This window comes from Ruegeria lacuscaerulensis (assembly GCF_013034745.1).
GTDB classification, from domain to species: Bacteria; Pseudomonadota; Alphaproteobacteria; order Rhodobacterales; family Rhodobacteraceae; genus Ruegeria; species Ruegeria lacuscaerulensis_B.
This window is the reverse complement of sequence record NZ_WQGP01000001.1, coordinates 389,070-414,536: the sequence shown is the minus strand read 5'-3', so window position 1 is coordinate 414,536 and position 25,467 is coordinate 389,070. Positions and strand designations below refer to the sequence as shown.

Sequence of the window (25,467 nt, the reverse complement as noted above, 5' to 3'; positions counted from 1 at the left end):
ATGGCACAGATCAAACTTTCCAATCTGCGACACAGCTATATGCCCGCGCCGAAAGGCCCCGAAGATTATGCGCTGAAGGAAATCGACGTCACATGGCGCGATGGCGGGGCCTATGCGCTGCTGGGGCCGTCGGGCTGCGGCAAGTCCACCTTGCTGAACATCATCTCGGGCCTTCTGACCCCGTCCGAAGGGCAAATCTTATTCGATGATCGGGATGTGACCGCCCTGCCCCCCGATCAGCGCAACATTGCGCAGGTGTTCCAGTTCCCGGTGATCTACGACACGATGACTGTGGGCGAAAACCTGGCTTTTCCGCTGAAAAACCGGGGGTTTGACCCGGCAACGATCAAACGCCGGGTCGATGAGATCGCCGAAATGCTGGATGTCACGGATATGCTGAGCACCCGCGCCAGCGGCCTCAGCCCGGACAACAAGCAGAAAATCTCGATGGGGCGTGGACTGGTCCGCGATGACGTGAATGCAGTGATGTTTGACGAACCGCTGACCGTGATCGACCCGCATCTGAAATGGAAACTGCGGTCCAAGCTGAAAGAGCTGCACCAGCGGGTCAAAGCCACGATGATCTACGTGACCCATGACCAGACCGAGGCCCTGACCTTCGCCGACGAAGTCGTGGTGATGCAGGAAGGCGAAGTGGTGCAGATCGGCACACCGGTTGAACTGTTCGAGCGCCCTCAGCACACATTTGTGGGTCACTTCATCGGCTCCCCCGGCATGAATGTCCTACCCTGCGAAGCCAAAGGTGACCGCGCGGTTTTCGAAGGCCACGAGGTCATGCTGGAAGGCCCCACCCATGGCGACGGAGGCCGCACCGACCTGGGTATCCGCCCCGAATATGTGGGCTTTGGTGATACGGGCATCCCGGCGCATGTGACCAAGGTCTCGGATATTGGTCGCCACTACGTGGTCAGCGCCATGGTCGGCAACACGGCTCTGAAAGCCGTGACCGAGCACAGCGTGCCCGAGCCCGGATCGCAGGTTTTCCTGCAATTCAAACCAGAACAATCCCGCGTCTACCGTGACGGCTGGATCGCAACCGAGGAGCGCAGCTGATGAGAACGGAAAACCAAAAAGCGTGGTTCTTTGTGTTGCCCGTGCTGGCGCTGGTCGCATTCAACGCGCTGGTGCCGATGATGACGGTGGTCAACTACTCGGTGCAGGAAACCTTTGGCAACAACCAGTTCTTCTGGGAAGGCCTTGGCTGGTTCGAGCAAATCCTGCGCTCGGACCGTTTTCAGGCTGCTTTGGGACGGCAATTCCTGTTTACCTTCCTGATCCTGCTAATCGAGGTGCCCCTCGGCATCATCGTCGCCCTGTCGATGCCGCGCAAAGGCTTCTGGGTGCCGGTCTGTCTGGTCCTGATGGCCCTGCCGATGCTGATCCCGTGGAACGTAGTCGGCTCGATGTGGAACATCTTTACCCTGCCCAAGATCGGCCTGCTGGGCTACTTCCTGAATGATGTTCTGGGCATCAACTATGACATGACGCAGCAGCCGCTGTCGGCCTGGATCACCGTGATCATCATGGATGTCTGGCACTGGACGTCGCTAGTTGTCCTGCTGTGCTATGCGGGCCTCGTATCGATCCCGGATGCCTATTATCAAGCGGCCAAAATTGACGGTGCCAGCCCGTGGTCGGTGTTCCGCTATATCCAGTTGCCCAAGATGAAAACCGTCCTGACCATCGCCGTTCTGCTGCGGTTCATGGACAGTTTCAACATCTATACCGAGCCCTTCGTTCTGACCGGCGGTGGCCCCGGCAACTCAACCACCTTGCTGTCGATCGACCTTGTGAAGATCGCGCTGGGACAGTTCGACCTTGGCCCTGCAGCCGCGATGAGCCTGATATATTTCGCCATCACGCTGCTGGTCAGCTGGGTCTTCTACACTCTGATGACAAAGGATGACGCGCAATGAAGAAGCGGTCTCTTATCCCGATCCTCTATATCGCGTTCCTGATGCTGCCGATCTATTGGCTGGTGGCGATGTCCTTCAAGACAACGAACGAAATCCTGTCGGGCTTTTCCTTATTCCCTCAGACCTTTACGCTGGAAAATTACATCACCATCTTCACCGATCCGACATGGTATTGGGGTTATATCAACTCGATCATCTACGTAACACTGAACACGGTGCTGTCGGTCTGTGTGGCCCTGCCTGCGGCCTATGCGTTCTCGCGCTATCGGTTTCTGGGTGACAAGCAGCTGTTCTTCTGGCTGTTGACCAACCGGATGGCCCCGGCGGCGGTGTTCGCGCTGCCCTTCTTTCAGCTGTATTCTTCCATCGGGCTGTTTGACACGCATCTCGCCGTGGCGCTGGCGCATACGCTGTTCAACGTGCCGCTGGCGGTGTGGATTCTGGAAGGCTTCATGCGCGGCATCCCAAAGGAACTGGATGAAACCGCCTATGTCGACGGCTATTCCTTCCCGCGCTTCTTCGTGACGATTTTCCTACCCAACATCAAGGCGGGCGTCGGCGTGGCGGCGTTCTTCTGCTTCATGTTCTCGTGGGTCGAGATGCTTCTGGCCAAAACCCTTACGGCGGTTGAGGCCAAGCCCATCGCCGCCGTGATGACTCGTACTGCATCCAGCGCGGGGTATGAATTGGGCCTGCTGGCAGCCGCCGGAACACTGACCATCATTCCCGGCGCCATCGTCATCTGGTTTGTCCGCAACTACATCGCGCGTGGTTTCGCGATGGGCCGTGTGTGAGGTTCGATATGCGTAAACTTCTTCTCACCCTCCCCTTTCTACCCTCGATGGCGGCTGCCCAGCAGGCCGGTTGGGGCAGCGTCGGCCAGCAGGAGGAAAAAGGGTTTTCCTGGACCGATCCCTTGTGGCCCGATTTCTGGATGGCTTGGACCCCCGCAACGCTGGCGCTGTTCGTCGGTATCTTTTCGGCCATCGCCCTGATCGGCGTGCTGGAGGGGTTCAAGTTCCGCGACGGGATCGAACGGCGCGGCGTTCTGGGCCTGACCACTACGCTGGGGGATCGACTGTTCATCACCCTATTGGGATCGGCCTATATCTTCCTTGCTTGGCTGGGATTGGTTGGCCAGCCCGTCTGGGCACCGCTTTTCCTGTCGATCGGCTGGGGATTCTTCGTCTTCTGGAAAGTTTGAGCTTTGCGAAACAGCGAAAGGATGCTTGTCTGTCAGGCATACTAAAAAATGCGACACGAAAGACCGATGCGAAAGAAAAAGACAACAAACCTTCTGACCGAGGTAGAGCTGGAGTTCATGAACGAACTTTGGGCACTTGGTCAGGGCTCGGTCCGTGACGTGCTTGATCGTCTGCCTCCAGAACGCAATCTGGCCTATACCTCCGGCGCAACCATCCTGCGGATTCTCGACGAGAAAGGCTTTGTCGAAAGCCGCAAGGACGGCAAGACGCTGATCTATACGCCGCTGCTGGAGAAAGACAAATATCAGGCACGGTCGTTGCAGAACCTCTCGCGTACATTGTTCGATGACACGCCTGCCTCGCTGGTGGCGCGCCTGGTCGACGATGCGGGCCTGAGCGAAGCCGATCTGGAGGAAATTCGAGCACTGGTAGAAAGGAGACTGCACAATGACGGCGGTTAAACCGGTTCTCGACGCGTATCTGGAATGGAATATCGTACTGGCCCTCGCGGCACTGGTGTGGCTGGTCGTGCGGGCCATTATGGGTCGGACGCGGCTGCAATATGGCTTTGTTGCGCAGCTTCAGGCGCTCAAGGCCCTGTGCCTTTGCGTCGTTCTTAGCCCTGTTCTGGCCATTGGGGCATTTGCACTCACCTCAGCCCATGGCACCGTTGCTTTGGGGGACATCGCCGTTGCCGCCTATCTGCGCGGCGACATCGCCATGCCCGCGACCCAATTCGAGGCGCTTTTGAACACACGCGAACGCTGGGTCGAAGTATTTGTTTCCGGTGCATATCCGGGTCTGTCCGCGATCTTCGGTCTGGTGGTTGTGATGGCCGCGGCCTATGCCGTGCGCGTCCTGCGCGATGGGCTGGCGATCCGTGAAACGATCCAGACCAGCTTTTTATGGCGGCATTCGGCCAAGGTTGATATCCGTCTCTCCGACCGGATCGCCGTGCCCTTTGCCGTGCGCGGCCTTCGTCGCCGTCATGTTGTCCTGCCCAGCCATCTGCTGGACACGCCGCGCGAATTGCGCTTTGCGCTGGCGCATGAGCTTCAGCACGTGCGCGCGGGCGATGTGGAATGGGAGCTAGGGTTCGAAATTCTGCGCCCCTTGCTGTTCTGGAACCCCGCCTATCTGGTGCTGAAATATCAGTTCGACCGTCTGCGCGAGCTGGCCTGCGACCAGTCCGTCGTTGCCCGTCGCGGGATCAACGCGCGCGACTATACCGCTTGCCTGCTGGATTATTGCGCCCGCACGGTGCGCAAGGGCAGCCCTCGGGTTCTGAATGTCGCGCTGGTCACCGGAGGCAAAGCAAAGCGCGTGTTGCGCCAACGCGTGATGGCGCTGGCCGAGGCGCCCGCGGTCCGCTCTGGCACTCCGGTGTTGTTTCTGGGTCTGACGCTGGTCTTTGCGACCGTGCTGGGTTTTGGTGCCGCCTCCGTGCAACAGACCGAGGATTGGAGCCACGACCGTTTGATGCTGTCGACAGTAGTTAACCTTGAACGTCTCGAGGCTCGTAACAGCGGCAACTGATCCCGCTTACCAACCACGCCGCCCAAACAGCGCGTGAAGTCGGTTCTGCCCGGCAAACGGGTCCGGCTTTTGCGGCGTGCTGAGCTTTGAGACAACGCGGCGCACCATCACCCAGCAGACAACCGCAAAGACAACGCCCCCCAGCGCCTGCCCCATCAGGACACCGGGCGCGCCTGAAAGGATGCCTCCGACCACGGCAAACGGCCAAGTACCCAACGTATGCCGCCCCCAATTGACCCATGTGGAATAGATGGGATGGCCCAGATTGTTAAAGCTGGCATTGGCAACAAAGATTACCCCGTTGAAGAAAGACGCCAGCGCCAGAGGACCGCAGAACAGATAGATCAGCGCCCGCGTTTCCCCCTGCGCCAGAAACAGATCCGCAATTGGGCCTCGAAGGGCAAACAAGACAGCGGCCATCAGCAGAACGTAGATGGCGGTGAATTTGACCCCGGCCAGAAACGTCTCTTTCACCCGATCATACTGCCCCGCACCATAGTTCTGGCCAACGATGGGACCGATCGCGCCAGACAGGGCAAACACAACCGAAAACGCAACCGGCATCAGCCGTGCGATAACCGCCATGCCGGCTACGGCATCGGTTCCGAACTGCGCCACCTCACGGATGACGATGGCGTTGCCGACGGGCGTGGCTATGTTGGTTAAGACGGCTGGTACCGCTATGGCACGCACCGGGCGTACATCCTGAACCACTTGCTTAAGCGAAGGCTGCGCGAACCCTCGATGCACCTTTATAGCAGGTCGCATCACCGCTATCAGCATACAGACCCGCGCGATGACCGAGGCTATCGCCGCCCCGTCTAGCCCAAGCCCAACCGCAAAGATCAGGATCGGATCCAGCACCGCGTTGACCAGCCCGCCGAAAATCGTCGCCTGCATGGAACGGCGCGCATCCCCATGGGCCCGCAAGACCGCCATCCCGGCCATGGCCAAAGCCATCACCCACATGGTCGGAAGAATGATCCGGCTATAGCGTGCCGCCAGATGCAGAACCTCTCCCTCGGCCCCTAACAGCGACAACAGGATGTTTAGGTTCAGCAGCACAAGCGCGGACAGGATCATGCCCGAGATCGCACCCAGAACGGCAACGCTGGTTCCGAACCGCCTTGCCTGATCGGGCCGCCCTGCCCCAAGCTCGCGCGCAACCAGCGCGCCTGCGGCGATAGACAGGCCGACATTGACCGAGTTGGTAAAGAACAGCAGCGTCCCGGCATAGCCAACCGCCGCCGCCAACGCGTCGTTCCCCAGCATCGAGATGAACACCATATCGACGAAGTCGACAGCGAAGATAGCCATCAGGCCGATACTGGTGGTCAATGACATGCGCGTGACATGGCGCATCAGGCTGCCCGACAGAAAGACTGCCTGCCCCGAGCTTTGAGATGTCATGACCGCCCCCCTTGTGCGGGGCTAACCTGCCAGTGGAATACAGGGGGCTTCAACCCCAAAACCCCGTCAGGCAGAAGGCCCAAGCAAATGATCCGCCAGCCGCAGGGACAGTTGTACAATAGTAAACGTGGGGTTGGCGTGGCCGCAGGTCGCAAACACACCTGACCCCGCAACATAGAGGTTCGCGGCCCCATGCACCTTACAGTTGGCATCGACCACGCCAGTCTCGGGCGTCTCGGACATGCGCGCGCCGCCCATATGGTGGCTGCCATAGTCCAACGGCAGGTTTTCGAATGCATCGCGGTTCCACAAGGCAGGGTCCATCCGCATCCGGCCCAGCCCGTTTCGGATCAGGAACTTGGCCACTTCAATTGTTGATCCGCGCAGGGTCTCGATATCTTCGGGCATCAGCCGCAGGTCCAGCCCGACCGTATTCAGATCAAACCGATCCCGCTGGTCGGTCAGAACAACCCGGCTGGCAGGGTTCGGGCGCTGTTCAGCCGTGACCTGAGAGTTGCTGGTAAAAAAGTAATCCTCGTCGAATTTCAAACCGTTGATAAAGCCCGTGTCCCCGAGCTCTTCGGGCGGCAGTTTTCTGCGTCTTAGTCGCCGCATCCGCACGGCTGAGTTGGTCCAGCCGTTTTTCAGCATCTGGTCCTGGCTGGGACTCAACACAAGCTCGGGGCGGGAGCGCCGCGTCAGACGTTCGAATTCCCATGTCGGGGAATGAGAATAAAGACGCCGTGTGATGAAGTATGTTTCATGGTCGATTACCGGATGCTCCATGAAACAGCGACCAACCATGTCGTTCTGATTGCCGAACCTGTTGTTTTGCCGGGCGTTCAGATGCAGCAACATACGGCTGTTTTCCAAGCCGCCCATGGCCAGCACAAAGCGTCCGGCAGCCACCGCCCCCTCGCCATCACCATAGTTACGGATCTGCGCCTGCGTGATTTGGCCGGTCTCACCATCGACGTCGAACCCTACCACATTGGCATTCAAGACAAGGTCGATGTTCGGCTCATCCTCCAATTGCCCCTGATAGAATGGACCGAAGCGTACCGGGTCCGTGTTGCCGATATCATAAAACGCCCGGTCAGAGCTGAACCTCTGCTCAACAACATCCAGCGTGCCGCTGTCGTCAACCGGTTTGCGGAAGCCGCCCGAGAACTGCCCTGTTTGCAAAAGTTTAGCTGTTTCCGCCTGATACGGGGCCAGATCCTCGTACCGAATGGGCCATCCGCTGAGGGGTACGTCCGGGCGCGGCAGAAAGTCGGACCGGTCCAGCAAAAGACATTGCCCGCCCCAATGACCGGTCGTCCCCCCAAGCGCGCGCAGCCGTGGCGCAGACAGAGGGTAATATTCCAAGCCCAGATTTTCGCCCTCATAGAGGTCCTGCGAGTCGGGCGTGACCTCACGGTCTCCGGCCTCTAGAAGAACCACTCGACGGCCCGCCTGTGCCAGTTTCAGCGCAAGCGTGATACCAGCCGGCCCCGCGCCTACGATGCAGCAGTCATAGGGCCCCTCTAACGCCGGGATTTCAGCGCGCGCATCCAGGATCATGACAACCCGTCCACATCCAGGTCGCTCGCATCCAACAGCCAGCCATCAGCAAAAACCACTTTCGGATCGGAAATGGGAGGCAGCGGATTATCCCGCGACTTCAAAATTGCAATCCTGGCAACCGGTGGGACAATGACCACCGCAGCAACAGCCCCAAGAAGATGACGTCTTTTCAAAGCAAATTTCAACGAACACACCAAACAAACAACAATTCCGGCAAGGCGACTGCATTGCCGTCTCTTTAACTTTATTGACAAGGGCCTGATTATTGCAAACCATAAAGTGATTGTCTCGCCCCGCCGCAATTCTCGCGTGATCTGGTCGGGTCGGACGGAAGCCTGTAATTTGGTCAACAGGTGAAGATTAATAAGGTTAATGAGTTCTGATGCGCCTATTGTCTCTTGAACAAGCCAGCGCCCGCGATTGGGATGTGGTGATCGCAGGCAGCAGTTTTTCCGCGATGTTTTTCGCCCACGGCTTGCCCGGTCATCTTAACATCCTGTTTGTCGAAAAGGGGCAGGACTATTCTCATGCAGACCAGATCGCACATGGATGGGCCGTTCGTGAAAAAATCGAGCAACGCAATAGCTCGGGCGCACACAAGGAATGGGTTGCATTCACCTTGTTTGGCGGGAATTCGAACTATTGGTGGGGCAACACTCCGCGTCTGCATCCCGATGATTTCATCCTGAAAAGCAAGTTCGGTATCGGTGAAGATTGGCCCATAACCTACGATGATCTTGAACCTTTCTGGGTTCAGGCCGAAGAGATGATTGAAGTTTGCGGTGGGCAATCCGATCACATCTTGCCACGCAGTGCGCCGTTTCCGTATCCGCCTCACGCGCCATCTCGCTCTGACATAGCCTTGCGCGCAGACAGCCCGCTTTGGGTGCCCTTGCCAAGCGCGACCTCGAACGGTGGCTCGCGAGCGCGGTGTTGCGCAAACGGTGTCTGCCGCATCTGCCCCGTGGACGCGAAATTTACGATTCTGAACGGGTTCGAGCGGCTGCAACATCCCGGCGCGCACTACCTGTTGGGCACCGAAGTACGCACGGTAGATATCGAAGGCGGTCAGGCCCGTGCAGTACAAGTCAAGACTGCTGACGGTGCTGAGGCGCGCTTGCGCGGCAACGCAATTGCGCTGGGAACAAACGGGATATTCAACGCTGCCATCTTGCTGAGATCAGGAATAAAAAACAAAGCTCTAGGTGCGTACCTTCATGAACAAGGCGAGGTTGACATCATTTTGGACACCGCAAATATCAAAGCCTTTTACGGCGGTGCGTCCGAAACCGGACATGGGTATCATTTCTACCATGACATTGACCGATCAGAGGCCGGCGCTGTTCTGATCGAAACCGTTAACGCCCCGGTCTCGATCCGGCGAGAACAGGGTAAATGGGCCAACCGACTGCATCTCCGGTTAACCGTCGATGATATTCCAATGGCAGAGAACAGGGTCCTGCTGGAGGACGACGAACCCGTCATCGAATGGGTCGGGTACACCGACTATGCGATGCGCGGCCTGCGACGGGCGATTGACGGCTTGCCGGACATCATCCCCGATACGATCGAGGAGCTTATAGTGGACGAAAAAATTCGCACACAGGCGCATATTCAAGGCACGCACCGCATGGGTCCCTCGGCCGAGTCATCGGTGGTTGACGATCGGTTGCGCCTGCATGGAGTTCCAAACCTGTTCGTACTGGGCTCGGGCGCTTTCCCGACCTGCTCGCCTGCCAACCCATCCCTGACCATTTCCGCCCTATCCCTCAGAGCATCGGAGGTTGTCACATGAGCTGGTCGCGCCGTCGCGTTCTTGCCTTGGGGGTTGGTGCCCTTGGCGCAGGTGTTGCCTACCGGCTGATCAAGGGGCACGGCATTGCCGGTCACGCGCTTGACGTCATCAACCGGATCTATGGCCCCCAGATCGCGCGACAGGATGCGGCCACTGAGTTCGCCTATGCTTACGAAGAATTCGTTCTAGAGAAAGGGATCGAAGGGAAGGCTCTGGATTTGGGATATTGGAGCGGGCTGCACCGATTGCCCTATGTAAAAGACGTCCTCGGCAAGATCGACGACAGCGTCATCGACAAATTTGCAACTTCGACTAATGTCATCCGTGCAGCAGAAGACGGACTACCGCTGGAATTTGTCGCCTTGTTCGAACCCTATCACACCCCCTGCCTGAACCAATTGGGGGCGTTTGCAGTGTCGTGATTTGCGGTTTACCCGGATATCTCTCACATTTGAATGACCGCTATTTTCTAAGTCATGAAAGGCCGTTGGGATGCGCCTGCGAGCAGTTTTGATCTGTGCGTTTTCAGTATTGTGTGTGCCCCTCGGGACATGGGCCGCGACGCCATTGCTTTGGTCTGAATTGCCCGACCCATCCGTACAGGATTTTCACGACCCGTTTCGCGCACTCAGCCCGGAACAGTTCGATGATCTTGTTTACGTCCTGCGTTTGCGCAGCCGCTTGCAACAGGATGTAGGCACCGCCGAGGAACGGCAGATGTGGCAACAAAATCTGTTTGAAACCGAAGATGCTCTTGCCGCTGAAAAAATCGACCTCGACCGATTGTTGAGTCAGCGCGAAAATGTGATCGCGCAGCGCGCGAAAGCCGGTTCCCAAGGCAATCCCGATCTTGAGGGTAAAGCCGCCACAATTCAAGGCTATGCTATCCCGGCTCCTCAAGCTCCTAACGGTGCTTCAATCATATACCTTGTACCGAGGCCAGGCATGTGCAGCCATTTACCGCCGCCGCCTCCGAACCAGATGATCCGCGTCGAACTGGAGACGGATTGGATGCCCGAATACATTCACCAAAGTGTAGAGGTCACTGGCCGGCTGACGATTTCCCCGAGCAACAGTCAATTTATTGTCGTGGATGGACCTGTCGCAATGCGTGCCACGTTTCTTCTATCTGATGCCATTGTCACCCAGGCTGACGTTGCAGACAGCGCGACCCAGACTTTCAAGGACCGTCTGCGTGCCGCATCCCGCAACAAAACGGGTGGCGCGGTTTTGTCGAATGAAAACTAAATTCATCGCCTGCTCGAGCTACGTGACGAGATGAGGCGGCACGCAGGTCGGGCTACTATCTTTCGTTGAAAGCACGGCCCAAAGTCGTCTGGACAGGTTTCAACATATAGGACAATAGCGTTTGCTCCCCTGTCGTCATCTCGGCCACAACCGTCATCCCGGCCTGAAGTGGCCTTTCATAAGGTCCACGTCCCACATTGCCTTCAGCCAAAACAAAGGATGCGCGAAAATAGGTCTCACCGGTCCTCTCATCGGTAAGCGGCATGGGGTAGACAGTTTGCAATCGCCCTTGAATCTTTCCGAACCTGCGCACATCGAATGTGTCAACGCTGACAGACACTGGCTGACTGGTATCCACATGACCGATATCCGCGTTTGGAATGCGTGCCTCAACCAATAGCGCGTCATGTGTTGGCGACAATTCGAACAGCACCTCACCCGGCGCAATGACCTCTCCCGGATTGGGATAGGCAGCAGCTTGAACGACTCCGCGGGCCGGAGCCACGATGGCCAGGCTCGCGATCTGAGCTCCCACTATCTTGAGAGCGGCAATAAGCTCTGCCCTTTCCTGATCCAGATCAGAAAGTTTCGTCAATACCTCTTCGCGCAGAGCCAGAGTTTCCTCTGCCATAGACGCGCGGGCCAAATTCAACGCATTTTCAGCCTGGGCCAACCGAACCCGCGCGTCCGATGCCGCAATTCGAACCGCTTCAACCTCATCTTCCTCTTCAAGATAGTCGCTCAGGGTTTTCAATCCACGTGCCCTAAGCTGTGCATATCTTGCCAGAAATTCTTGTTTTCTTTCGACCCGTGCTGCTGACAGTTCGGCTGCATCTTGCAAAATTCGCAGCGTCCCCTCTTGCTGCTGGATCGATACCTGCTGGATCGTCTGGCTTTCAGAATACAGATCCAGCCTAGCCGCGGCATTGGTCAGGCCTCTACTCCTTATCTCATCAAGCGCGCGGTCACTTGGCAAAGTCTCGCTGTCTAGCATGGACAAAACGGTTTTGGCATTTTCGGTCTGACGAATAATTGCTGAAAGCTGACCCGTCATAATGTCCTGCTCACGCGAAAGGTCTGGATGGTCCAATTCCACCAAAAGTTGGCCCGCCTCGACCGTTTGGCCATTGCGCACATGAACGGCACTGACCACGCCTCCGTGCAGAGTTTCGATCTGAGCATAGTCCCCGAACGGCAAGATTGTCCCCGGGGCCCGCGTGATTTGAGGAACGTTGGTTTGCCCCGCCAGAACTAGTATCACGCCCAGAAAGCCCGAGATCGTCAGCGCCAAAAACGCGGCCACCCTTGGAGGTCGCATCCGACGACGATTTATTAAACGTGCCGTGGGACCGGAGGTCGAATTTTGTTGTGTCTGCTCTCTCATTTTATTTTTCCATTGCCTGTAAAATGGCCTTCAACTTTCTGCGCCCGACCTCTCCGGTGTCATTCAAAACCACGCGCTCTCCGTTTAGAAACACAAAGCGATCTGCGATCGAAAGGAAGGACCGGTCCGCAGTTGCGATCACAACGGTGCTCCGCCTCTTTTGCTGTCGCATCCACTCCTTGAAGGCAGCACGGCGCTGATCTGACAAACCATTGGTCGGTTCCGAAAACAGATAAACCGATGAAGGGCGCGCCATGCTACGCGAAAGGGTCAGAGCCTTGAGGGTTTCATCTGGCAACTGCGCCAGGTGAGCGTCGGTCAGACGAGTTTCAAGACCATCTGGCAACAACTCCTGGTCCTGCGACAATCCCATCTGCGACAAGGCTGTTTCGATTTGGCAATCACTCAGTGACACAGACGCCAATCGAAAATTCTGTGCGATCGTGCCGTAGAACAGCTTTTTTTCAAAGGTCGCGTAAGTAACCGAAGTGCGCAGTTCGTCCCTGGCGATTTGCCGCAAGTCAACGTCATCATAAGATACAGTGCCCGCTAAAGGCGTAGCCAACCCGTCCATCAGGTCTAAGACCGCCGTTCGCACGGCTGCATCACTGCTCATGACTAAGGTGACTTCACCGGGATCACAGCTCAAACTCGCCTGCGACAGAAGCGGTGCATTCAGCGGATCTGGGCGAAAAGTGACGGCAGAAAACTGGATCGCGCCCTGAATGTCTTTGCGATGAGAATGCTCCAACCCCAGTTCAAGCTCTTCTGGCAATGAAAGCACCCGATCAGCCTGATTGCGGCTGTGACTGAAAATCAGGATTTGAGCCCAGCAACTACACAATGTCTGTACCGGGGCAAGAATTTTTGACACCAGAGCAATCACAGCGATTAAAGCGCCAAAACTGAGATCGCCATTCACCGCTGCATAAGCGCTGAGAATAATGGCCCCCACCGTGGCCAACGCTGTCACCGATTGGGACAAGGACTGCGTGAATGCCTGAAACACACGTGCACGCCGCGTTGCATCCTCTGCCGCTTCGGACAAAGACAAGCTGCGATCCAGCCATCTCTGTTGCAGTCCCAAGTCGCTCATCATGCGCTGGTGCAATATCGCCTGCTGCATTGCAGATTGACTTTTTGCAGCCGCATCTGAGGCTGCACTGTCCAGTCGCCGCTGTTCGGGGATGGTGACGAAACCGAGTATCACCAAAATAACAACAAGCCCAAGCGTCAACAATCCGACCTGAGGGGCAAGAAAAGTCAGGACGGCAAAGAAAATTAAAACGAAAGGCAAATCGAGCAAGCTGGTCATGATCTGGCCTGTGAACACGTCTCGCAGGGCTTCGAATTGCCTGAAACGAGAGAGCTGTTGGCTGATATCCGACTTCTGCAATTGCTGCAGGGGCAGCGACATCAGTTTGTGAAACAACGCAATCATGAGTTGGTGTTCGCCGCGCGCGCCGATATACGCCAATGCCCGTGTTCGCGCGTGTCGGAAACACATATCCGAGAGGCCGATAACCAAGACCGCAACAACCAATGACGTAAGCATTGCCACCGAACCCGATGGGATAACCTTGTCATAAATCGCCATGATCAAAAGTGGCGCAGCCAAGCCCAATAGATTGATGAGGAATGACGCAAGAAAAAGCCAAGGCAACATCGGCCTAAAGACTCGGAATGCCATACGAACAGTTTGCGGCGTACCATCCTCTTCGCGCCAAGCCTTCGATTCAATTTGGATGACCAAACACTTACGACGTTTTGGTGAGTGGTCTTTCGCGCCAGCCACCCGCAAAGACAAGCCGTTACGCCCCAAGGCGACGTACCACGGCCCGGTTTCGGGAATAACCAAAGCCGGGCAATCCGCGTCCACAATGGTGTCTTCCCGGCATCGAGTTTTGGTATAAGAAATTTTCAGCGTGTCGAGCACATCCAGAATGTCATCCTGATCTAGCCTTTCTGATTGATGTGGGAGTGCTTCCAGCAACGTGTTTAGGCTGCTTCGGCGCCCTTGGTTGTAAAGCAGAGCGTCCAGCAGGCCGGTTGCTTTTTCTACTTCAAGCGTCGTCATGCGGCCCCCTTTTGCATGGCCTCTGATGTCAGCCTTTCAAGATCCGTATCCGCGACCCACGCTGCCATGTCGCGTGACTTGGTTGCATTTAGCCTGACGACCTGTGGCGCAAATTGCTTAAAACGCGGGTCGGGCGATGCCACTATAAGCGTCGGTCGCACTTCTAACTTAGCCAGATAATCTGCCAGCGCCTGTCGCTCAGCCGTATCAAGCACAGCGGTCGGCTCGTTCATTAGCAGGATGTGAGGCTGTAGAGCCAGTGCGCGCACCAATGCGATCAATTGCCGGTTCACCGGGTCGCGTTCGAACGCCGACCCAATTGTCATTGGGGTGTTGTACCCAAGCGGAAGGCGAAAAATCCGGCGTTCCAACCCCAATGCAGCGGCAACCGTCTTGGCGTTTTCGATCCGTTCGTGATCACCAAACGCACTTAGGTTTTCCAGCAAGGTACCTGAAAGGATAACCGGTTCGCTCTCCAGCGCGACCAACGCGTTTTCGCCGCGAAAGGCAACTCGTTTTTTGGCATCCACTTTGTCGAAAAGAATGCTTCCCTGATCCAGGTCGCACTGTCCCGTTAGCGCATCAAAAAGGGCGTCGACCATCCAGCTTTCCTCGGCTTCGATCAAAACGCCTCTATCGGCGCTGGCTGTAAAACTGACCGTTGAAAATGACGCACCGTTTCCATGCAAACGCCTGACCGAGACGTCCGAGGCCGTAACAACACCCGATAGCTTCCCGTCGCCAGACGTCGCGACCAGATGCGTTTCAAGCTCATTCATCTCTTTCAATCTGGACCAGGCGACAGTGATATTTTCAGCCTGGACCCACATTGCCATCAATTTGGTCAGCGGCTGCACGATCCGCCCATTCAGAAGCATACAGGCCGCCATTTCCGCGATACCAATCTGATTTCGGATCGCCAGATAAGCGCCCAACAAGCCCATTGCGGCCACCGATACCTGAGCAAAAACGGTGCCAAAACTCTGTGCGAAGCCGGCGAAACGTATCATTCGGCCGCTGATGTCGACTGTCTGATCCTCAAGCATCTCAAATCGCCGCGACATTTGCGGCTCCATCCGGTTAGCCTTGATTGTCTTCATGTTCGACAAAAGCTCGGACAAAAAGGCGTATCTGCGGGTGTCCAGCGTCTTACGCTGTCGGAACAAGTTCCATTGAGCACGTTTCATTACGGCCGCAAAAATCAGGACGATGCCAAAAGCACCCAATGGAACCAGAACGAGCCAGCCGCCAATCAATCCGATCAAGATTGCAAACATGAGCGTAAACGGCAGATCAATCGAAAGCGTTTGCCCTTGCCCCGCATAATGATCCCGAAGTTGCGCAATCGCAGCGTAGCGCTCGGCATAACTGCTGGGTGGCTCTTTGGCGAAGGTCAGGGTATTTGCCGTCAGAACCTGTCTCATAAAAAGGCTGTAGTTGGCGCGCGCCGCATCCTCTGCGGCGGTCGACAATAGAATGGATCGGCAATGTCGCAAAACAAGCTCAAACCCCGCACTGAACAGCAGAACGCCGGTCAGAACGTGCAGAGTTTCCATGGATTGGAATGGAATGATCCGGTCGAAAATCAACAGGATTGAGATCGGCATCAAAAGTGACAATACGTTCAAAGACAGGGAAGCCACCCAAACCGGAACACCCAACCGTGGCGTCAGTTTTCGTCCGATAAATTCGCTCGGTCCCATCCTATTGCTCACCCAGTTGCCTCGTCCAATCGGTTTGGCCTGAACCTATTGAAGAAGTGTAAACTCCGATCGAGAACTGTGGATTATTCCGTTTAATTTTTAAATACTTAAGTCGCAATCGCAGTAACAACCTATGGTACTGATGGGCCGGAATCAGGGGAACAAACGGGGATCAGATCAATGCAAAAAGCCGGGCAATATCTTGAGCATCAGATTAATTCCGCACAAACCGAACTGAACGACAAAGCCGAGATCGTCTCTCACGTTACGCGCGGCGTTTCGATCCAAGAGGATCCGACCCGTAGCACTTTGCACACAGGGGAACGGGTCGAAGGAACGATAGACGAAAGGCTGCATCAAAACGGTGCACCTGAGAAAGCAGACATGCCTTCTGCGCGCGACGACTTCATCAGCGCCGAACGCTCGCTTCCTCAAGCACAGGCCGTCATTGATGGCCAGAAAACTGTGCAAACGCGCGCTGCTCCAGATGCACCTGAAGCACCCTCTTCTTTTTCAGGATCCGCCAATGAGCCTTTTTCGAAGCTCAACACCTCAAACACGGAGGGCTCACCGACGGTTCCAGAAATTCCGGATGTTCCGCCAAGAATCGCTGCCCCGGTTTCCAGTGGTCCCAGCGCAGTGCCTCCTCCAGAACAGGAGGTTGACCTTGCGCCTGACGCGCTAAATCTGGACAACGCGACCGTCGCAGAGAATGCGTCTGGTGCAGCGATTGGCACCCTCACCGTCATTGATCCAAATAGCAGCGACGCGCATGAACTTACCGTCTCGGACGATCGGTTTGAAACTATAGATGGAGAGCTGCGAATAAAACCCGAAGTATCGCTGGACCATGAAGATGCAGCCCAGATCGAAGTGGACGTGACGGCCACAAACGCGCATGGGTTCAGCTTGACGCAAACCTTCACCATCGAGGTGCTGGATGTGAACGAAGGGCCCGAGGGCGTTTCGCTCAGCAATTCAACTGTGGCAGAAAATGCAGCCGGTGCCGTGGTTGGAGAGATTTCGGTGATTGATCCGGACAAGAGCGACAGCCACAGCTTCGAAGTCTCGGACGACCGTTTCGAAGTTGTTGATGGAAAGTTACGCCTCAAGCCTGAGGTGGACATTGACTTTGAGACCACCCAACAGATCGAGCTTGAGGTGACAGCTATCGACGCCGGCGGGCTGAGTGTTTCTGAAACCTTCGTAGTGGATATCCAAGACATCAACGAAGCCCCGGTCGACTTGTCCATTGGCAATGCAACAGACAATCTGGTCGCAAACGGAAGCTTTGAAGAATTCGACCTCGACCGTGGCAGATGGCGCGGCTTCGACAATGACGACTCTGGGGGATGGACCGACGCTCATGGCCTTGAAATCTGGGACAATCTATGGGGGACCAAGGCTTCACATGGGGACCAATTGTTGGAGTTGGACCACGCAAGGGGCGTCGACAGTATTTCCCAGACGATTGAGACTGAAGACGGGCAGCTTTACGATTTGGGCATTGACCTGCGAGAGCGCCTATCCGGTGGCACCGACACGGTCGAAGTATATTGGAACGGACAGTTGGTCGGCGAACTGGATCCACAATCGTCCGATTGGGAAACGTTCCAGCTTCAGGTGGTCGGCTCTGGCCAGGACACGCTGGAACTCCGTGAACCAGAAAGTCAAAATGACAGCTACGGCGCCCTGGTCGACAACATCACCCTGACAGAGGCTCAGCTTTCGGTCGCAGAAAATACCGAAGGCGCCATCGTTGGGTATCTGAGTTTCACTGATCCCGATGCAAATGACATACACCGGTTCGAAGTTTCGGATGATCGGTTCGAAGTGGTCGGCAACCAGTTGCGACTGAAGCCTGGTGTCGCCTTGGACTATGAAGTAGCAGCCTCGATTGACATCGATGTATCAGTGATCGACGCAGGTGGTTTAAGCCGAACCGAGACAATCTCGATCACTGTTGCCGACATGCCTGAGGCTGCAATCGCCAGCAGTCTGGCGTCAAAAAACAATTCCGCAAGTCAAAGCTACTCAAAAGCCAAAAACCGTGATCAGGAAGTCCAACGCTCTTTCGATGAAAGCGCGCCGACCACCGCGTTGGAAACAGGTCCAGACAACCGGCCGGAAGGAGAAAGTTCAGACGCGCCCGAAATTCAGGTCAGCGGAATTCTCTCAGCCGAAGAAGGTGGAACTATAGCTCTAAAAATCGACATAGCGGAAGCCAGTGAGCGCGCGACGATTTTGTTGGACGGCGCACCCGAAAACACTCTCTTCGTTAGTGGCGAAGCCTCATTGTTATCGGATGGAGAAGTGGTCAATTTGGATGGCTGGGACCTTTCGAGTTTGGAAATTTCCCCGCCCGCTGGATTCGAAGGTAGTATCAACCTCGAACTCGCAATCTCTGATCGCAACGATCCCGACTTAGTGGACAGAATAGAAATCCCCGTTCAACTCACTGTCGGAGGATCAGAACCAGCGGGCGCGGAGTCCGAAAGAATGGATGCATCTGTACTCGCCGACGCGGCGGAAACTGATATGGCCTCTCAACCTTGGGACATGGCACCGGAGGCTCAGGATATAGCCCAAGAAGCAGATGTCCTGTCCGAGACAGTGACACTACCTGACAGCCCGCAAGTTTCGGCACTAGATACACAAGTCTATGAGCGTTTCGACTGGTGAAGTAATTTTGGGCCAAGGCTGATCCAAATGGACGGCCTAGTTGGATCGTATGATTTTCGGCAGATCAGTAAGTCCATGTCCTTTTGCAGGCCTGTTACGCGGTGCCAGGATGGGAAACTCTACGAAAAATTCGGTTCCGACGCCTAGTGTGCTGTAGTAGTCGATCGTGCCACCAAACTGTTCCACGATTTCCTTGGAAATGTTCATTCCAAGACCTGTACCTCCGGCGTGGCGTTCATCAGATGAATCAATCTGCGAAAAGCGGTCGAAAACTTTGTCTCGGCTTCCCGCGGGGATACCGATCCCCTGATCCTTTACAAAAATCCGCACGCGGCCGCCAACCTGCTTGTAGCCGACGGTGATCGAGCCACCATCGAAAGAGAACTTGGCAGCATTCGAAATCATATTGGTCAGCACCTGAATCAGGCGCGATGTATCCCCGCGTATTTGCAGATCGGCTTGGCCGTCGACATTCTCTTCAATCACTACGTTATGGGCACTGGCATAACCCAGATTGGCCGCAATGGATTCTTGCACAAGAGGACGAACATCAATCGCAGTTTGCCGAAAGACCATCTCACCCGCTTCCATCTTCTGAATATCGAGTACGTCATTGATCAGCGACGCCAGCCGCTCACTGTTGCGCGCAGCCAGATCAACAAGTTTTTGCATCTTTTCAGGCACCTCGCCCATCGCGCCTGTGTTGATCAGGTCCAGCGATCCCTTGATAGAGGTCAGCGGCGTGCGCAATTCGTGACTAACCGTAGAAATGAACTGTGTCTTGGCGATATAGGCCGCCTTGGTACGTTCGTGCTCCTCCCGTAGTTTTTCAAGCTGCTCTAGATTTTTTCGATAAAGCTTAAGAAAGACCAGTGAACAGTCGATCAAAAAGTACATCACGAAGACGACCGTGAAGAAATGCAGCCAAAGTTCCGACGACAGGTCGGGTTGTTCAATCCAGATATCGGTAACGACGATCACCATGAACGACACGCCATACATGGCCAGCCGCACGATCATGGCCCAGACGAACTGATGGTTGTTCATCGCCGCAAAAAGCGCGGCCGCAAACAGGAAGAACAAGGGGGTGAAGTGCCCCCCCGACGGCTGTTTGAACGCAACTGACACCGCATAGAGGCAAATGGCAGCGGCGCTTAGGATCGTGTTCAGCAATATCCACGCGACCATCATCGCAATCGCGCGCCGTTCATCGCGCCGCAGGCGCGCCACACGTTTAGCAAGATACAGGTCTTGCGCTTCGCATATCAGGATCGTGCCATAGAACAGGATCGCGTTGAGCGAGTCGAAGAAGAAGCCCGTCAGAATGGTCGTCGCCAGAAAAATCGCTTGCCGCTGCCAAAGCAGCGCAAAGCTCATGGCGGTGTAGTCCTTGATGTTCTGTAGCAGCTGATCGACAGGCTCTTCCGAGAGCTCGATCGGCGGTGTCGTTTCTGTGATCGTCATCACGTCGTCTTCAATTGTGGCACTGTTCTCCTTGAACTACAGGCACAATGAGGACGCAGTTGGTCCGAAATTGGTTCACAGTTTGGCAATAGTCTCAAAACGCGATGTGTATTGTTAATAGTCACTGTTCTCATATCAGCATCAGTGACGGAGTCTAATATGACACAGTCCGGAAACACATGGCGGTAAGTTAACGATTTCATTGATTCTTTGCGCGTTTTGACACTAAATGTTTCTGCCCAGGGGCCAATGAACCTGAAGGATGAGCAGCATGACCGCAATTGGTATGCAGGAAATGAGGCAGGCCGACGTGACACCGGTTTCGGCCCGACTAGCAGAAAAGCCCGTATCGTTGTTGCAATTCGCCCGATCAGCCGGGCGCAACATGCTTGAGGTTATCCCGATTGAGACGATTCAGCAGACCTATGTGCGTGGTCCGTTGAACATCCATTATATATGCGACCCCGAAATGGTGACCGAATTGCTTGTTGGCAAAGGCCGCCGTTTTCCAAAGGCCAAGTTCACCAAAGACATCATCGGCTCCGCCGTTGGCAATGGTCTGATCCTGTCCGAAGGTGAGAAATGGCGCAAACAACGACAGCGCTACTCGCCGCTTTTCGCGGCCCGGAACTTGCCTGTCTTGTCGCGCCACTTTGCCGAAACTGGCTCCGAGATCGCCGCGTCGTTAGCTGAGAACGAAGGTCCTGTGGACATAGCGCAGGTCGCACCGGCTTCGACGCTGACGAATATCTCTCGTGTGATCTTTTCCGGCAATGAAGAGGTCAGCTCCGAACAAATCCGCGTGGGTTTGATCGCCTATTTTAACTATATTTCCGATATTTCTCTGTTCGACCTGATGGGCCTGCCCAAATGGCTGCCCCGCCGCAAATGGCTGCGCAGCACCGCCCCCGTCACTACGATGCGCGATTTGGCACGCACTGTGATCGAGCAGCGCCGCGCCGAAGGCCGAGAGGAGCCGCAAGATTTCCTAGACCTGATGATCAACGCGCTTAAGGAAGACTTCGAAGATCTGGAAACCACGGTCGACAACCTGCTGACCTTTGTTGTCGCGGGGCATGAGACTTCGGCCAATGCGATGGCTTGGGGATACTACCTGCTGGCGCTCTACCCCGAGATGCAGCACAGAATCCGGGATGAGATTCGAACAGCCTGCCCTGAAGACAAAATCGAATTCTCGCATCTCGAGCACATGCCGCTGTTGCGCGCGCATATCAAAGAGACGTTGCGCCTATACCCTTCGGCCGCGTTTTTTGCGCGCGATGCTGAGGAAGCGGTGGAGATCAAAGGGATCAAGATCGAACCAGGTGACGCGTTGTTTTTCCCGGTCTATTCACTTCACCGCAATGAAAAGCTGTGGGAAGAGCCTGATCAGTACAGACCCCAACGCTTTTTGGGTGCTCCGCCTCCGCGTGGGCAATATATCCCCTTCGGTGATGGCCCTCGCATCTGTATTGGCGCGCAATATGCCGAGACCGAGATTATGGTTCTGATGGCGTCGGTTCTGCGAGACGTTCATTTCTCGATGTCATCGGCTCCGATGCCCGAGCCGGTCCTGACGTTCACCATGCGCACCAGCGGTCCCATGATGTTGAACGCGGCCCGCGCCTGAGGCCCAAGCCTTACTTGCGGGCCAGATAGGTCTGGCTGCCGTACATCTCCTGCAAAACGGTCTCGAACAGGCTGGTACGTGGCTTGTCCATCTTCACCACGTTAGATTTGCTGCGCAGTTCTGCCTCGGGCGCTTCGACCTTGCGAAGGGCCACTTCCCGTTCCTGCACCTTTTCGATCGCGTTATTCATTGCTGAGAATGCCCCTGACTTGGAAATAGACCGCATGGCAATAGCGGCTCCTTTGACAGCCCGAACCGACCCCGAGACACCTCGGTCCGCCAGCATCGCGCCAAAAAGCTGGTTCAATTCTTCTTCGGCAGGCAGGTCGGATGCGGCCTCGCGGCCATGCACGACGACGAGAAACACGCCGCTGCCCCGGTACGAGAACACTGCTTGCGATAGCTTGGTCGTCTTTTCGATGGAGCGTCCCAAATCGGAAATCGCCCGGCGGAACGCACTGAAATCGTTAAGATCGAACCGGAAGTCAGCGTCCTGAAGTTTGACGGCAACGACCCATGAATCGTACAGACATCCTCGCGAAAGTTGTTCGATGTAATTGTCGAACTCAACATATCGCAGGCACCGTTCGAGCCCGTCGATTGACAATGGATCATCAAAGCTGAACTGCTGTGTGCTGTCAAGTTCAGCCCGAAGGCTCTGCACCGACGCCGAGCTGCGGCGCGCCTTGATACGTTCTTGCATCAAAAGATGCGCCGCGTTCATCCGGCTGCGCAGCTCGAAGAAATCAAACGGTTTGGTAACATAGTCGAACGCGCCTTCCAGAAACGCTTCTTCCACATGTTTTCTATCGCTCATCGCGGTCAGCATGATCGCCGGCGCATCGGCATGTTCGGGCATTTGTCGAATACGCCGCAGCAATTCGATTCCGTTAATACCGGGCATTTGAATATCCAGCAGGAAACAGTCAAACGGCGTTCCGGTGGCTTCGATCAGCGCCAGGGCTTCAGTGGCCGAGGATGCAGCTGAAATATCACAATTCTCAAACTCGGCCAGCGCGGCCTGCAACAGCTCCAGAATGCTGGGTTCATCATCAACCACCAAGACGCGCAGCTTGGTCTTTTGCAACGCGCGGATTTCCAGTTTCCGCTGGAACTGTTCACTGTCCGGGTTGGAGTGTTTCATGACTGGTAAACCGTTTTCAACTTGTTTAACGGTCCCAACCTATTGAACGACTAGGACAAAACCGCGGCGAAAACGGTAAAAAACGCCGCGAAACGTGTTCATTTCTGGGCCTTATTTTGTCAAAACCGGCCACGGGCCTCGCATCAAGAGACAAGGAACACGCAGGCCAACCCCGTGTTTAACATGCTTTCCAGCACCTTAACCGCGCTCTATGGCGATTGCCGATTGATATTGAACAAGACCGACTGGCTATAGGTCCCTTCGATCGAGAACTTCGCCCCAACCGGCGCGGCCCCTACCCCAAGCCGCCGCGACCAGCGCGCCCAGACTGACGGTACAATTCCAAGAATGCGCGTCGCTCCACCCTCGGCGGCTGTCACAGTCATTTGATAGAACAACTCTTGTTGCACGGCCATACGACGTGAGGACGGCACGCTGTCGGTGATGAAAAACCGCGATGCCTCCCAGACATTGGGGGCAACTGGAGCCTCGAAAAAAAGGACATCCGTTGGCATACCCGGCAAATTCCCCTGCTGCGCATCCCGCAACATATAGGAGTAAATCCCGCAGCGCGCGGTTGTCGGCAAAAGGCGCACGCCGCCCAGAACCTCGCCGAATTCATGCAGAACGACCCAGCGACAGGCGGGTGTGTCGTATTGATCGAACTCCATGCCATCTACCTGCCCGATCTGCCAGTTCAGGCGGTCGATGAAAATCGACTTGCGGGTTTCCAGATACTTGGACAGCAGCGTGCCATATTCATGCATGTTGCGAAAACTCATCGTCGTCGCACGAATCTCACCCAGCTTTTCCTGACGGGACGGCTGGCTTCGCTTGAGCGAAAACAACCGTCGCCGCGGCGCAGGCTTGGGCGCAGCCGCAGCGTCATTGGCAGGCTCAAGGTCCGGAAAAACTTTGGACGCCGGGTAGGCCTGCTCGTACTGGAGTGGTCGATCCATATTTTGCTCTTATTTTTGACACACTTATGCCAAGATGCCGAACACCAAGTCTACAACTTAGTGCTGTTCGCCTTATGATTGAAGCCCATGTGTGGCCAATTCACCTCCACCCTTCATTTTTGGCTGCTAAATTTTAGTTTATTCGCCATTTTGTTTGATTTTTTTGTGGATTTCCTGCGCCAGATGCAGACAGTTTGCCGCTCACAACTCTTTGAACACAAGAGAATTTTCTGGGTTTTCCAACTAACTGGGTGGAACTTGGAGCGGCAAACATGAATTTTTCGCGATCACGACACGTCAACTCCGTTGCAACAGGGTGAGAAAGTTCCTACCCGAGCGGTCGAAATGATTGGCAAATTCCATGTTGATCCTAATGTTCATTAAATCCGCGCTTAATGAAAAAATGATTAATCGGACACATAGGTGCCTCTGACCCGTCAATCTTTTGCCGTTTTTCTCGGACAGCCTGAACGCACCTGAAAATCCACTCGCCTGCCGTCCTTTGCCGGAAGTCTGCAAAGCAAAAGGATGGTTCGGTGGCAAAACCTGGTGATTTGTTATGCGTATACTTGCCGTAGACGACGACCCAAGCATTCTTGAGCTGTTGATCTGTGTATTGGGCGCCTTCGGTTATGAAGACGTGGTAACCGCGCGCAGCGGTCAAGAGGCGATTAAAGTCCTGTCCGAAACGGATCAGGTATTCGACTGTCTGCTGCTTGATGTGCAAATGCCCGAGATGAACGGTATTACTTTGTGCGAAGAAGCGCGCAAACTGCCGGATTATCGCTTTACCCCAATTATCATGGTCACCGCCATGGTGCAGAAACAGTATATCGACGAAGCGTTCGAGGTTGGCGCCACGGACTATGTCACCAAACCGTTCGAGTTTGCCGACCTAAAACAGCGTCTTTCGGATGCGTATCGACTGGCTGCCGAACGGCGTGCCGCGATCGAAGTGCTCGAGGCGGATGTCTACGCGCAAAACGATTCCGAGGTGAATCCGAATTTCCGCCTGAGCGATCCGCTCTATTTCGGCGATCTGCCTGGCTGCATCGGTCTGGCCGAGTTCGAAAATTACGTGGTTCAACTGGCAACCATGCACGCCAGAACGTCCAAAATGCTGGCCATCAAGGTCAACGAAGTCGAAGAGATCTTCGGCCTCAGCACATCAACCGAATTCCGCGAGATCATGGCGGTTGCAGGCGAGGCGCTACTGACATCCTCCAAGGATGGCCGCAACTTCGCGACCTATTGGGGCAATGGTGTGTTCCTTCTGATTCACGACCGCAAAAAGGGCCTGAACGCGCAAGAACTGAGCTTGCGCCTGTCACGCCTGCCTGGCACCGACGCCGGAGAGCTTCTGGCTAATGCGGGTATATCATACCACGTCGGTGAGGACGTCTCGCTGAATGCTTCGTCGAAGATGGAAGCTCTGTTCCTGATCGACAAGGCTGTTGAACTTTCAGAAATTCAGGATGGCCCTTTGGTCAGGTTCGGCTGAACCCTTTCTTCTGAAACTGAAAAATCTCGCAAGGCCGGGCTGACCACAGGTTTGCCCGGCTTTTCGTCGTTCAATTCGTCCAAGATGTATCATGAGTGGCGGGGAGACAGGGATTCGAACCCTGGGGACGCTCTCACGCCCAACGGTTTTCAAGACCGCCGCATTCGACCACTCTGCCACCTCCCCGCGTGGGGCTGGGTCTAAGGCCAAGCGAAACCGGTGGCAA

General features: G+C 55.5%; 21 protein-coding genes and 1 tRNA gene. 12 read left to right on the top strand and 10 right to left on the bottom strand.

The window, feature by feature from the left end; genetic code table 11:
- The 6 genes from GOV79_RS02035 (at position 1) to GOV79_RS02010 (ending at position 4,678) form a co-directional block, all read left to right on the top strand.
- Positions 1-1,074, top strand: coding sequence for an ABC transporter ATP-binding protein (locus GOV79_RS02035; RefSeq protein ID WP_170788410.1), 1,074 nt, complete (start codon positions 1-3; stop codon positions 1,072-1,074).
- The gene (locus GOV79_RS02030; RefSeq protein ID WP_010442342.1) at positions 1,074-1,937 is read left to right on the top strand and encodes a carbohydrate ABC transporter permease; all 864 of its coding nucleotides are present in this window, start codon (positions 1,074-1,076) and stop codon (positions 1,935-1,937) included. The genes GOV79_RS02035 and GOV79_RS02030 overlap by 1 nt, the downstream gene beginning before the upstream one ends.
- Complete coding sequence (locus GOV79_RS02025; protein WP_085807800.1) at positions 1,934-2,731, top strand: carbohydrate ABC transporter permease; 798 nt, start codon at positions 1,934-1,936, stop codon at positions 2,729-2,731. The genes GOV79_RS02030 and GOV79_RS02025 overlap by 4 nt, the downstream gene beginning before the upstream one ends.
- 8 nt (positions 2,732-2,739) lie before the next feature.
- Positions 2,740-3,141: a DUF2160 domain-containing protein gene (locus GOV79_RS02020; protein WP_170769323.1), complete on the top strand. Its 402-nt coding sequence runs from the start codon at positions 2,740-2,742 to the stop codon at positions 3,139-3,141.
- A 66-nt stretch (positions 3,142-3,207) separates the two neighbouring features.
- Complete coding sequence (locus GOV79_RS02015) at positions 3,208-3,603, top strand: BlaI/MecI/CopY family transcriptional regulator (RefSeq protein ID WP_170769322.1); 396 nt, start codon at positions 3,208-3,210, stop codon at positions 3,601-3,603.
- The gene (locus GOV79_RS02010; protein ID WP_170788409.1) at positions 3,590-4,678 is read left to right on the top strand and encodes a M56 family metallopeptidase; all 1,089 of its coding nucleotides are present in this window, start codon (positions 3,590-3,592) and stop codon (positions 4,676-4,678) included. Before GOV79_RS02015 ends, GOV79_RS02010 begins: the two co-directional genes overlap by 14 nt.
- A gap of 6 nt (positions 4,679-4,684) precedes the next feature.
- Here the strand turns inward: GOV79_RS02010 and GOV79_RS02005 are convergent, their stop codons facing one another.
- The 3 genes from GOV79_RS02005 to GOV79_RS01995 form a co-directional block, all read right to left on the bottom strand.
- Entirely contained in the window at positions 4,685-6,088 is a 1,404-nt protein-coding gene (locus GOV79_RS02005; RefSeq protein WP_237217916.1) for an MATE family efflux transporter, read from the bottom strand.
- 66 nt (positions 6,089-6,154) lie between these two features.
- Positions 6,155-7,651 (bottom strand): GMC oxidoreductase, encoded by a 1,497-nt coding sequence (locus GOV79_RS02000; RefSeq protein ID WP_170788408.1) that lies wholly within the window; start codon positions 7,649-7,651, stop codon positions 6,155-6,157.
- On the bottom strand, positions 7,648-7,839 hold the full coding sequence (locus tag GOV79_RS01995; RefSeq protein WP_170784288.1) for a hypothetical protein: 192 nt from the start codon (positions 7,837-7,839) through the stop codon (positions 7,648-7,650). The genes GOV79_RS02000 and GOV79_RS01995 overlap by 4 nt, the downstream gene beginning before the upstream one ends.
- A gap of 197 nt (positions 7,840-8,036) precedes the next feature.
- Here GOV79_RS01995 and GOV79_RS01990 point away from each other — a divergent pair, with 197 nt between their 5' ends.
- The 3 genes from GOV79_RS01990 (at position 8,037) to GOV79_RS01980 (ending at position 10,697) form a co-directional block, all read left to right on the top strand.
- Complete coding sequence (locus GOV79_RS01990) at positions 8,037-9,449, top strand: GMC oxidoreductase (protein WP_170788407.1); 1,413 nt, start codon at positions 8,037-8,039, stop codon at positions 9,447-9,449.
- The gene (locus tag GOV79_RS01985; RefSeq protein WP_170788406.1) at positions 9,446-9,871 is read left to right on the top strand and encodes a hypothetical protein; all 426 of its coding nucleotides are present in this window, start codon (positions 9,446-9,448) and stop codon (positions 9,869-9,871) included. Before GOV79_RS01990 ends, GOV79_RS01985 begins: the two co-directional genes overlap by 4 nt.
- A gap of 160 nt (positions 9,872-10,031) precedes the next feature.
- Positions 10,032-10,697, top strand: a complete 666-nt coding sequence (locus GOV79_RS01980; protein WP_237217915.1) for a DUF3299 domain-containing protein — start codon at positions 10,032-10,034, stop codon at positions 10,695-10,697.
- A 55-nt stretch (positions 10,698-10,752) separates the two neighbouring features.
- Here GOV79_RS01980 and GOV79_RS01975 read toward each other — a convergent pair whose 3' ends face one another.
- The 3 genes from GOV79_RS01975 to GOV79_RS01965 all read right to left on the bottom strand — a co-directional run bounded on the left by GOV79_RS01975 (position 10,753) and on the right by GOV79_RS01965 (position 15,861).
- Positions 10,753-12,000, bottom strand: coding sequence for an HlyD family type I secretion periplasmic adaptor subunit (locus GOV79_RS01975; protein ID WP_170788404.1), 1,248 nt, complete (start codon positions 11,998-12,000; stop codon positions 10,753-10,755).
- Between the two features lie 82 nt (positions 12,001-12,082).
- The gene (locus tag GOV79_RS01970; protein ID WP_170788403.1) at positions 12,083-14,158 is read right to left on the bottom strand and encodes an ABC transporter transmembrane domain-containing protein; all 2,076 of its coding nucleotides are present in this window, start codon (positions 14,156-14,158) and stop codon (positions 12,083-12,085) included.
- Complete coding sequence (locus GOV79_RS01965) at positions 14,155-15,861, bottom strand: ABC transporter transmembrane domain-containing protein (protein ID WP_170788402.1); 1,707 nt, start codon at positions 15,859-15,861, stop codon at positions 14,155-14,157. Before GOV79_RS01965 ends, GOV79_RS01970 begins: the two co-directional genes overlap by 4 nt.
- 180 nt (positions 15,862-16,041) lie before the next feature.
- Here GOV79_RS01965 and GOV79_RS01960 point away from each other — a divergent pair, with 180 nt between their 5' ends.
- A complete protein-coding gene (locus GOV79_RS01960) occupies positions 16,042-18,543 on the top strand; it encodes a cadherin repeat domain-containing protein (RefSeq protein WP_170788401.1) in 2,502 nt (833 codons plus the stop codon).
- 36 nt (positions 18,544-18,579) lie between these two features.
- On the opposite strand, the gene GOV79_RS01955 is transcribed toward GOV79_RS01960, so the two are convergent.
- On the bottom strand, positions 18,580-20,007 hold the full coding sequence (locus tag GOV79_RS01955; RefSeq protein WP_170788400.1) for a sensor histidine kinase: 1,428 nt from the start codon (positions 20,005-20,007) through the stop codon (positions 18,580-18,582).
- Between the two features lie 271 nt (positions 20,008-20,278).
- On the opposite strand from GOV79_RS01955, the gene GOV79_RS01950 reads away from it, so the two are divergent.
- Positions 20,279-21,637, top strand: a complete 1,359-nt coding sequence (locus tag GOV79_RS01950) for a cytochrome P450 (RefSeq protein ID WP_170788399.1) — start codon at positions 20,279-20,281, stop codon at positions 21,635-21,637.
- Between the two features lie 10 nt (positions 21,638-21,647).
- Here GOV79_RS01950 and GOV79_RS01945 read toward each other — a convergent pair whose 3' ends face one another.
- Both GOV79_RS01945 and GOV79_RS01940 read right to left on the bottom strand, forming a co-directional pair.
- Complete coding sequence (locus GOV79_RS01945) at positions 21,648-22,781, bottom strand: response regulator (protein WP_170788398.1); 1,134 nt, start codon at positions 22,779-22,781, stop codon at positions 21,648-21,650.
- Positions 22,782-22,990: 209 nt separating this feature from the next.
- A complete protein-coding gene (locus GOV79_RS01940; RefSeq protein ID WP_170769308.1) occupies positions 22,991-23,740 on the bottom strand; it encodes an acyl-homoserine-lactone synthase in 750 nt (249 codons plus the stop codon).
- Positions 23,741-24,299: 559 nt separating this feature from the next.
- On the opposite strand from GOV79_RS01940, the gene GOV79_RS01935 reads away from it, so the two are divergent.
- Positions 24,300-25,241: a response regulator gene (locus GOV79_RS01935; RefSeq protein ID WP_170769307.1), complete on the top strand. Its 942-nt coding sequence runs from the start codon at positions 24,300-24,302 to the stop codon at positions 25,239-25,241.
- Positions 25,242-25,337: 96 nt separating this feature from the next.
- Here GOV79_RS01935 and GOV79_RS01930 read toward each other — a convergent pair.
- A tRNA-Ser gene (locus GOV79_RS01930) sits at positions 25,338-25,427 on the bottom strand.
- Positions 25,428-25,467 lie beyond the last annotated feature (40 nt).

Coding starts and splice junctions, on each gene's coding strand:
- GOV79_RS02035 (WP_170788410.1), top strand. CDS start 1: ATGGCACAGATCAAACTTTCCAATCTGCGACACAGCTATATGCCCGCG.
- GOV79_RS02030 (WP_010442342.1), top strand. CDS start 1,074: ATGAGAACGGAAAACCAAAAAGCGTGGTTCTTTGTGTTGCCCGTGCTG.
- GOV79_RS02025 (WP_085807800.1), top strand. CDS start 1,934: ATGAAGAAGCGGTCTCTTATCCCGATCCTCTATATCGCGTTCCTGATG.
- GOV79_RS02020 (WP_170769323.1), top strand. CDS start 2,740: ATGCGTAAACTTCTTCTCACCCTCCCCTTTCTACCCTCGATGGCGGCT.
- GOV79_RS02015 (WP_170769322.1), top strand. CDS start 3,208: ATGCGAAAGAAAAAGACAACAAACCTTCTGACCGAGGTAGAGCTGGAG.
- GOV79_RS02010 (WP_170788409.1), top strand. CDS start 3,590: ATGACGGCGGTTAAACCGGTTCTCGACGCGTATCTGGAATGGAATATC.
- GOV79_RS02005 (WP_237217916.1), bottom strand. CDS start 6,088: ATGACATCTCAAAGCTCGGGGCAGGCAGTCTTTCTGTCGGGCAGCCTG.
- GOV79_RS02000 (WP_170788408.1), bottom strand. CDS start 7,651: ATGATCCTGGATGCGCGCGCTGAAATCCCGGCGTTAGAGGGGCCCTAT.
- GOV79_RS01990 (WP_170788407.1), top strand. CDS start 8,037: ATGCGCCTATTGTCTCTTGAACAAGCCAGCGCCCGCGATTGGGATGTG.
- GOV79_RS01985 (WP_170788406.1), top strand. CDS start 9,446: ATGAGCTGGTCGCGCCGTCGCGTTCTTGCCTTGGGGGTTGGTGCCCTT.
- GOV79_RS01970 (WP_170788403.1), bottom strand. CDS start 14,158: ATGACGACGCTTGAAGTAGAAAAAGCAACCGGCCTGCTGGACGCTCTG.
- GOV79_RS01965 (WP_170788402.1), bottom strand. CDS start 15,861: ATGGGACCGAGCGAATTTATCGGACGAAAACTGACGCCACGGTTGGGT.
- GOV79_RS01960 (WP_170788401.1), top strand. CDS start 16,042: ATGCAAAAAGCCGGGCAATATCTTGAGCATCAGATTAATTCCGCACAA.
- GOV79_RS01955 (WP_170788400.1), bottom strand. CDS start 20,007: ATGACGATCACAGAAACGACACCGCCGATCGAGCTCTCGGAAGAGCCT.
- GOV79_RS01950 (WP_170788399.1), top strand. CDS start 20,279: ATGACCGCAATTGGTATGCAGGAAATGAGGCAGGCCGACGTGACACCG.
- GOV79_RS01945 (WP_170788398.1), bottom strand. CDS start 22,781: ATGAAACACTCCAACCCGGACAGTGAACAGTTCCAGCGGAAACTGGAA.
- GOV79_RS01940 (WP_170769308.1), bottom strand. CDS start 23,740: ATGGATCGACCACTCCAGTACGAGCAGGCCTACCCGGCGTCCAAAGTT.
- GOV79_RS01935 (WP_170769307.1), top strand. CDS start 24,300: ATGCGTATACTTGCCGTAGACGACGACCCAAGCATTCTTGAGCTGTTG.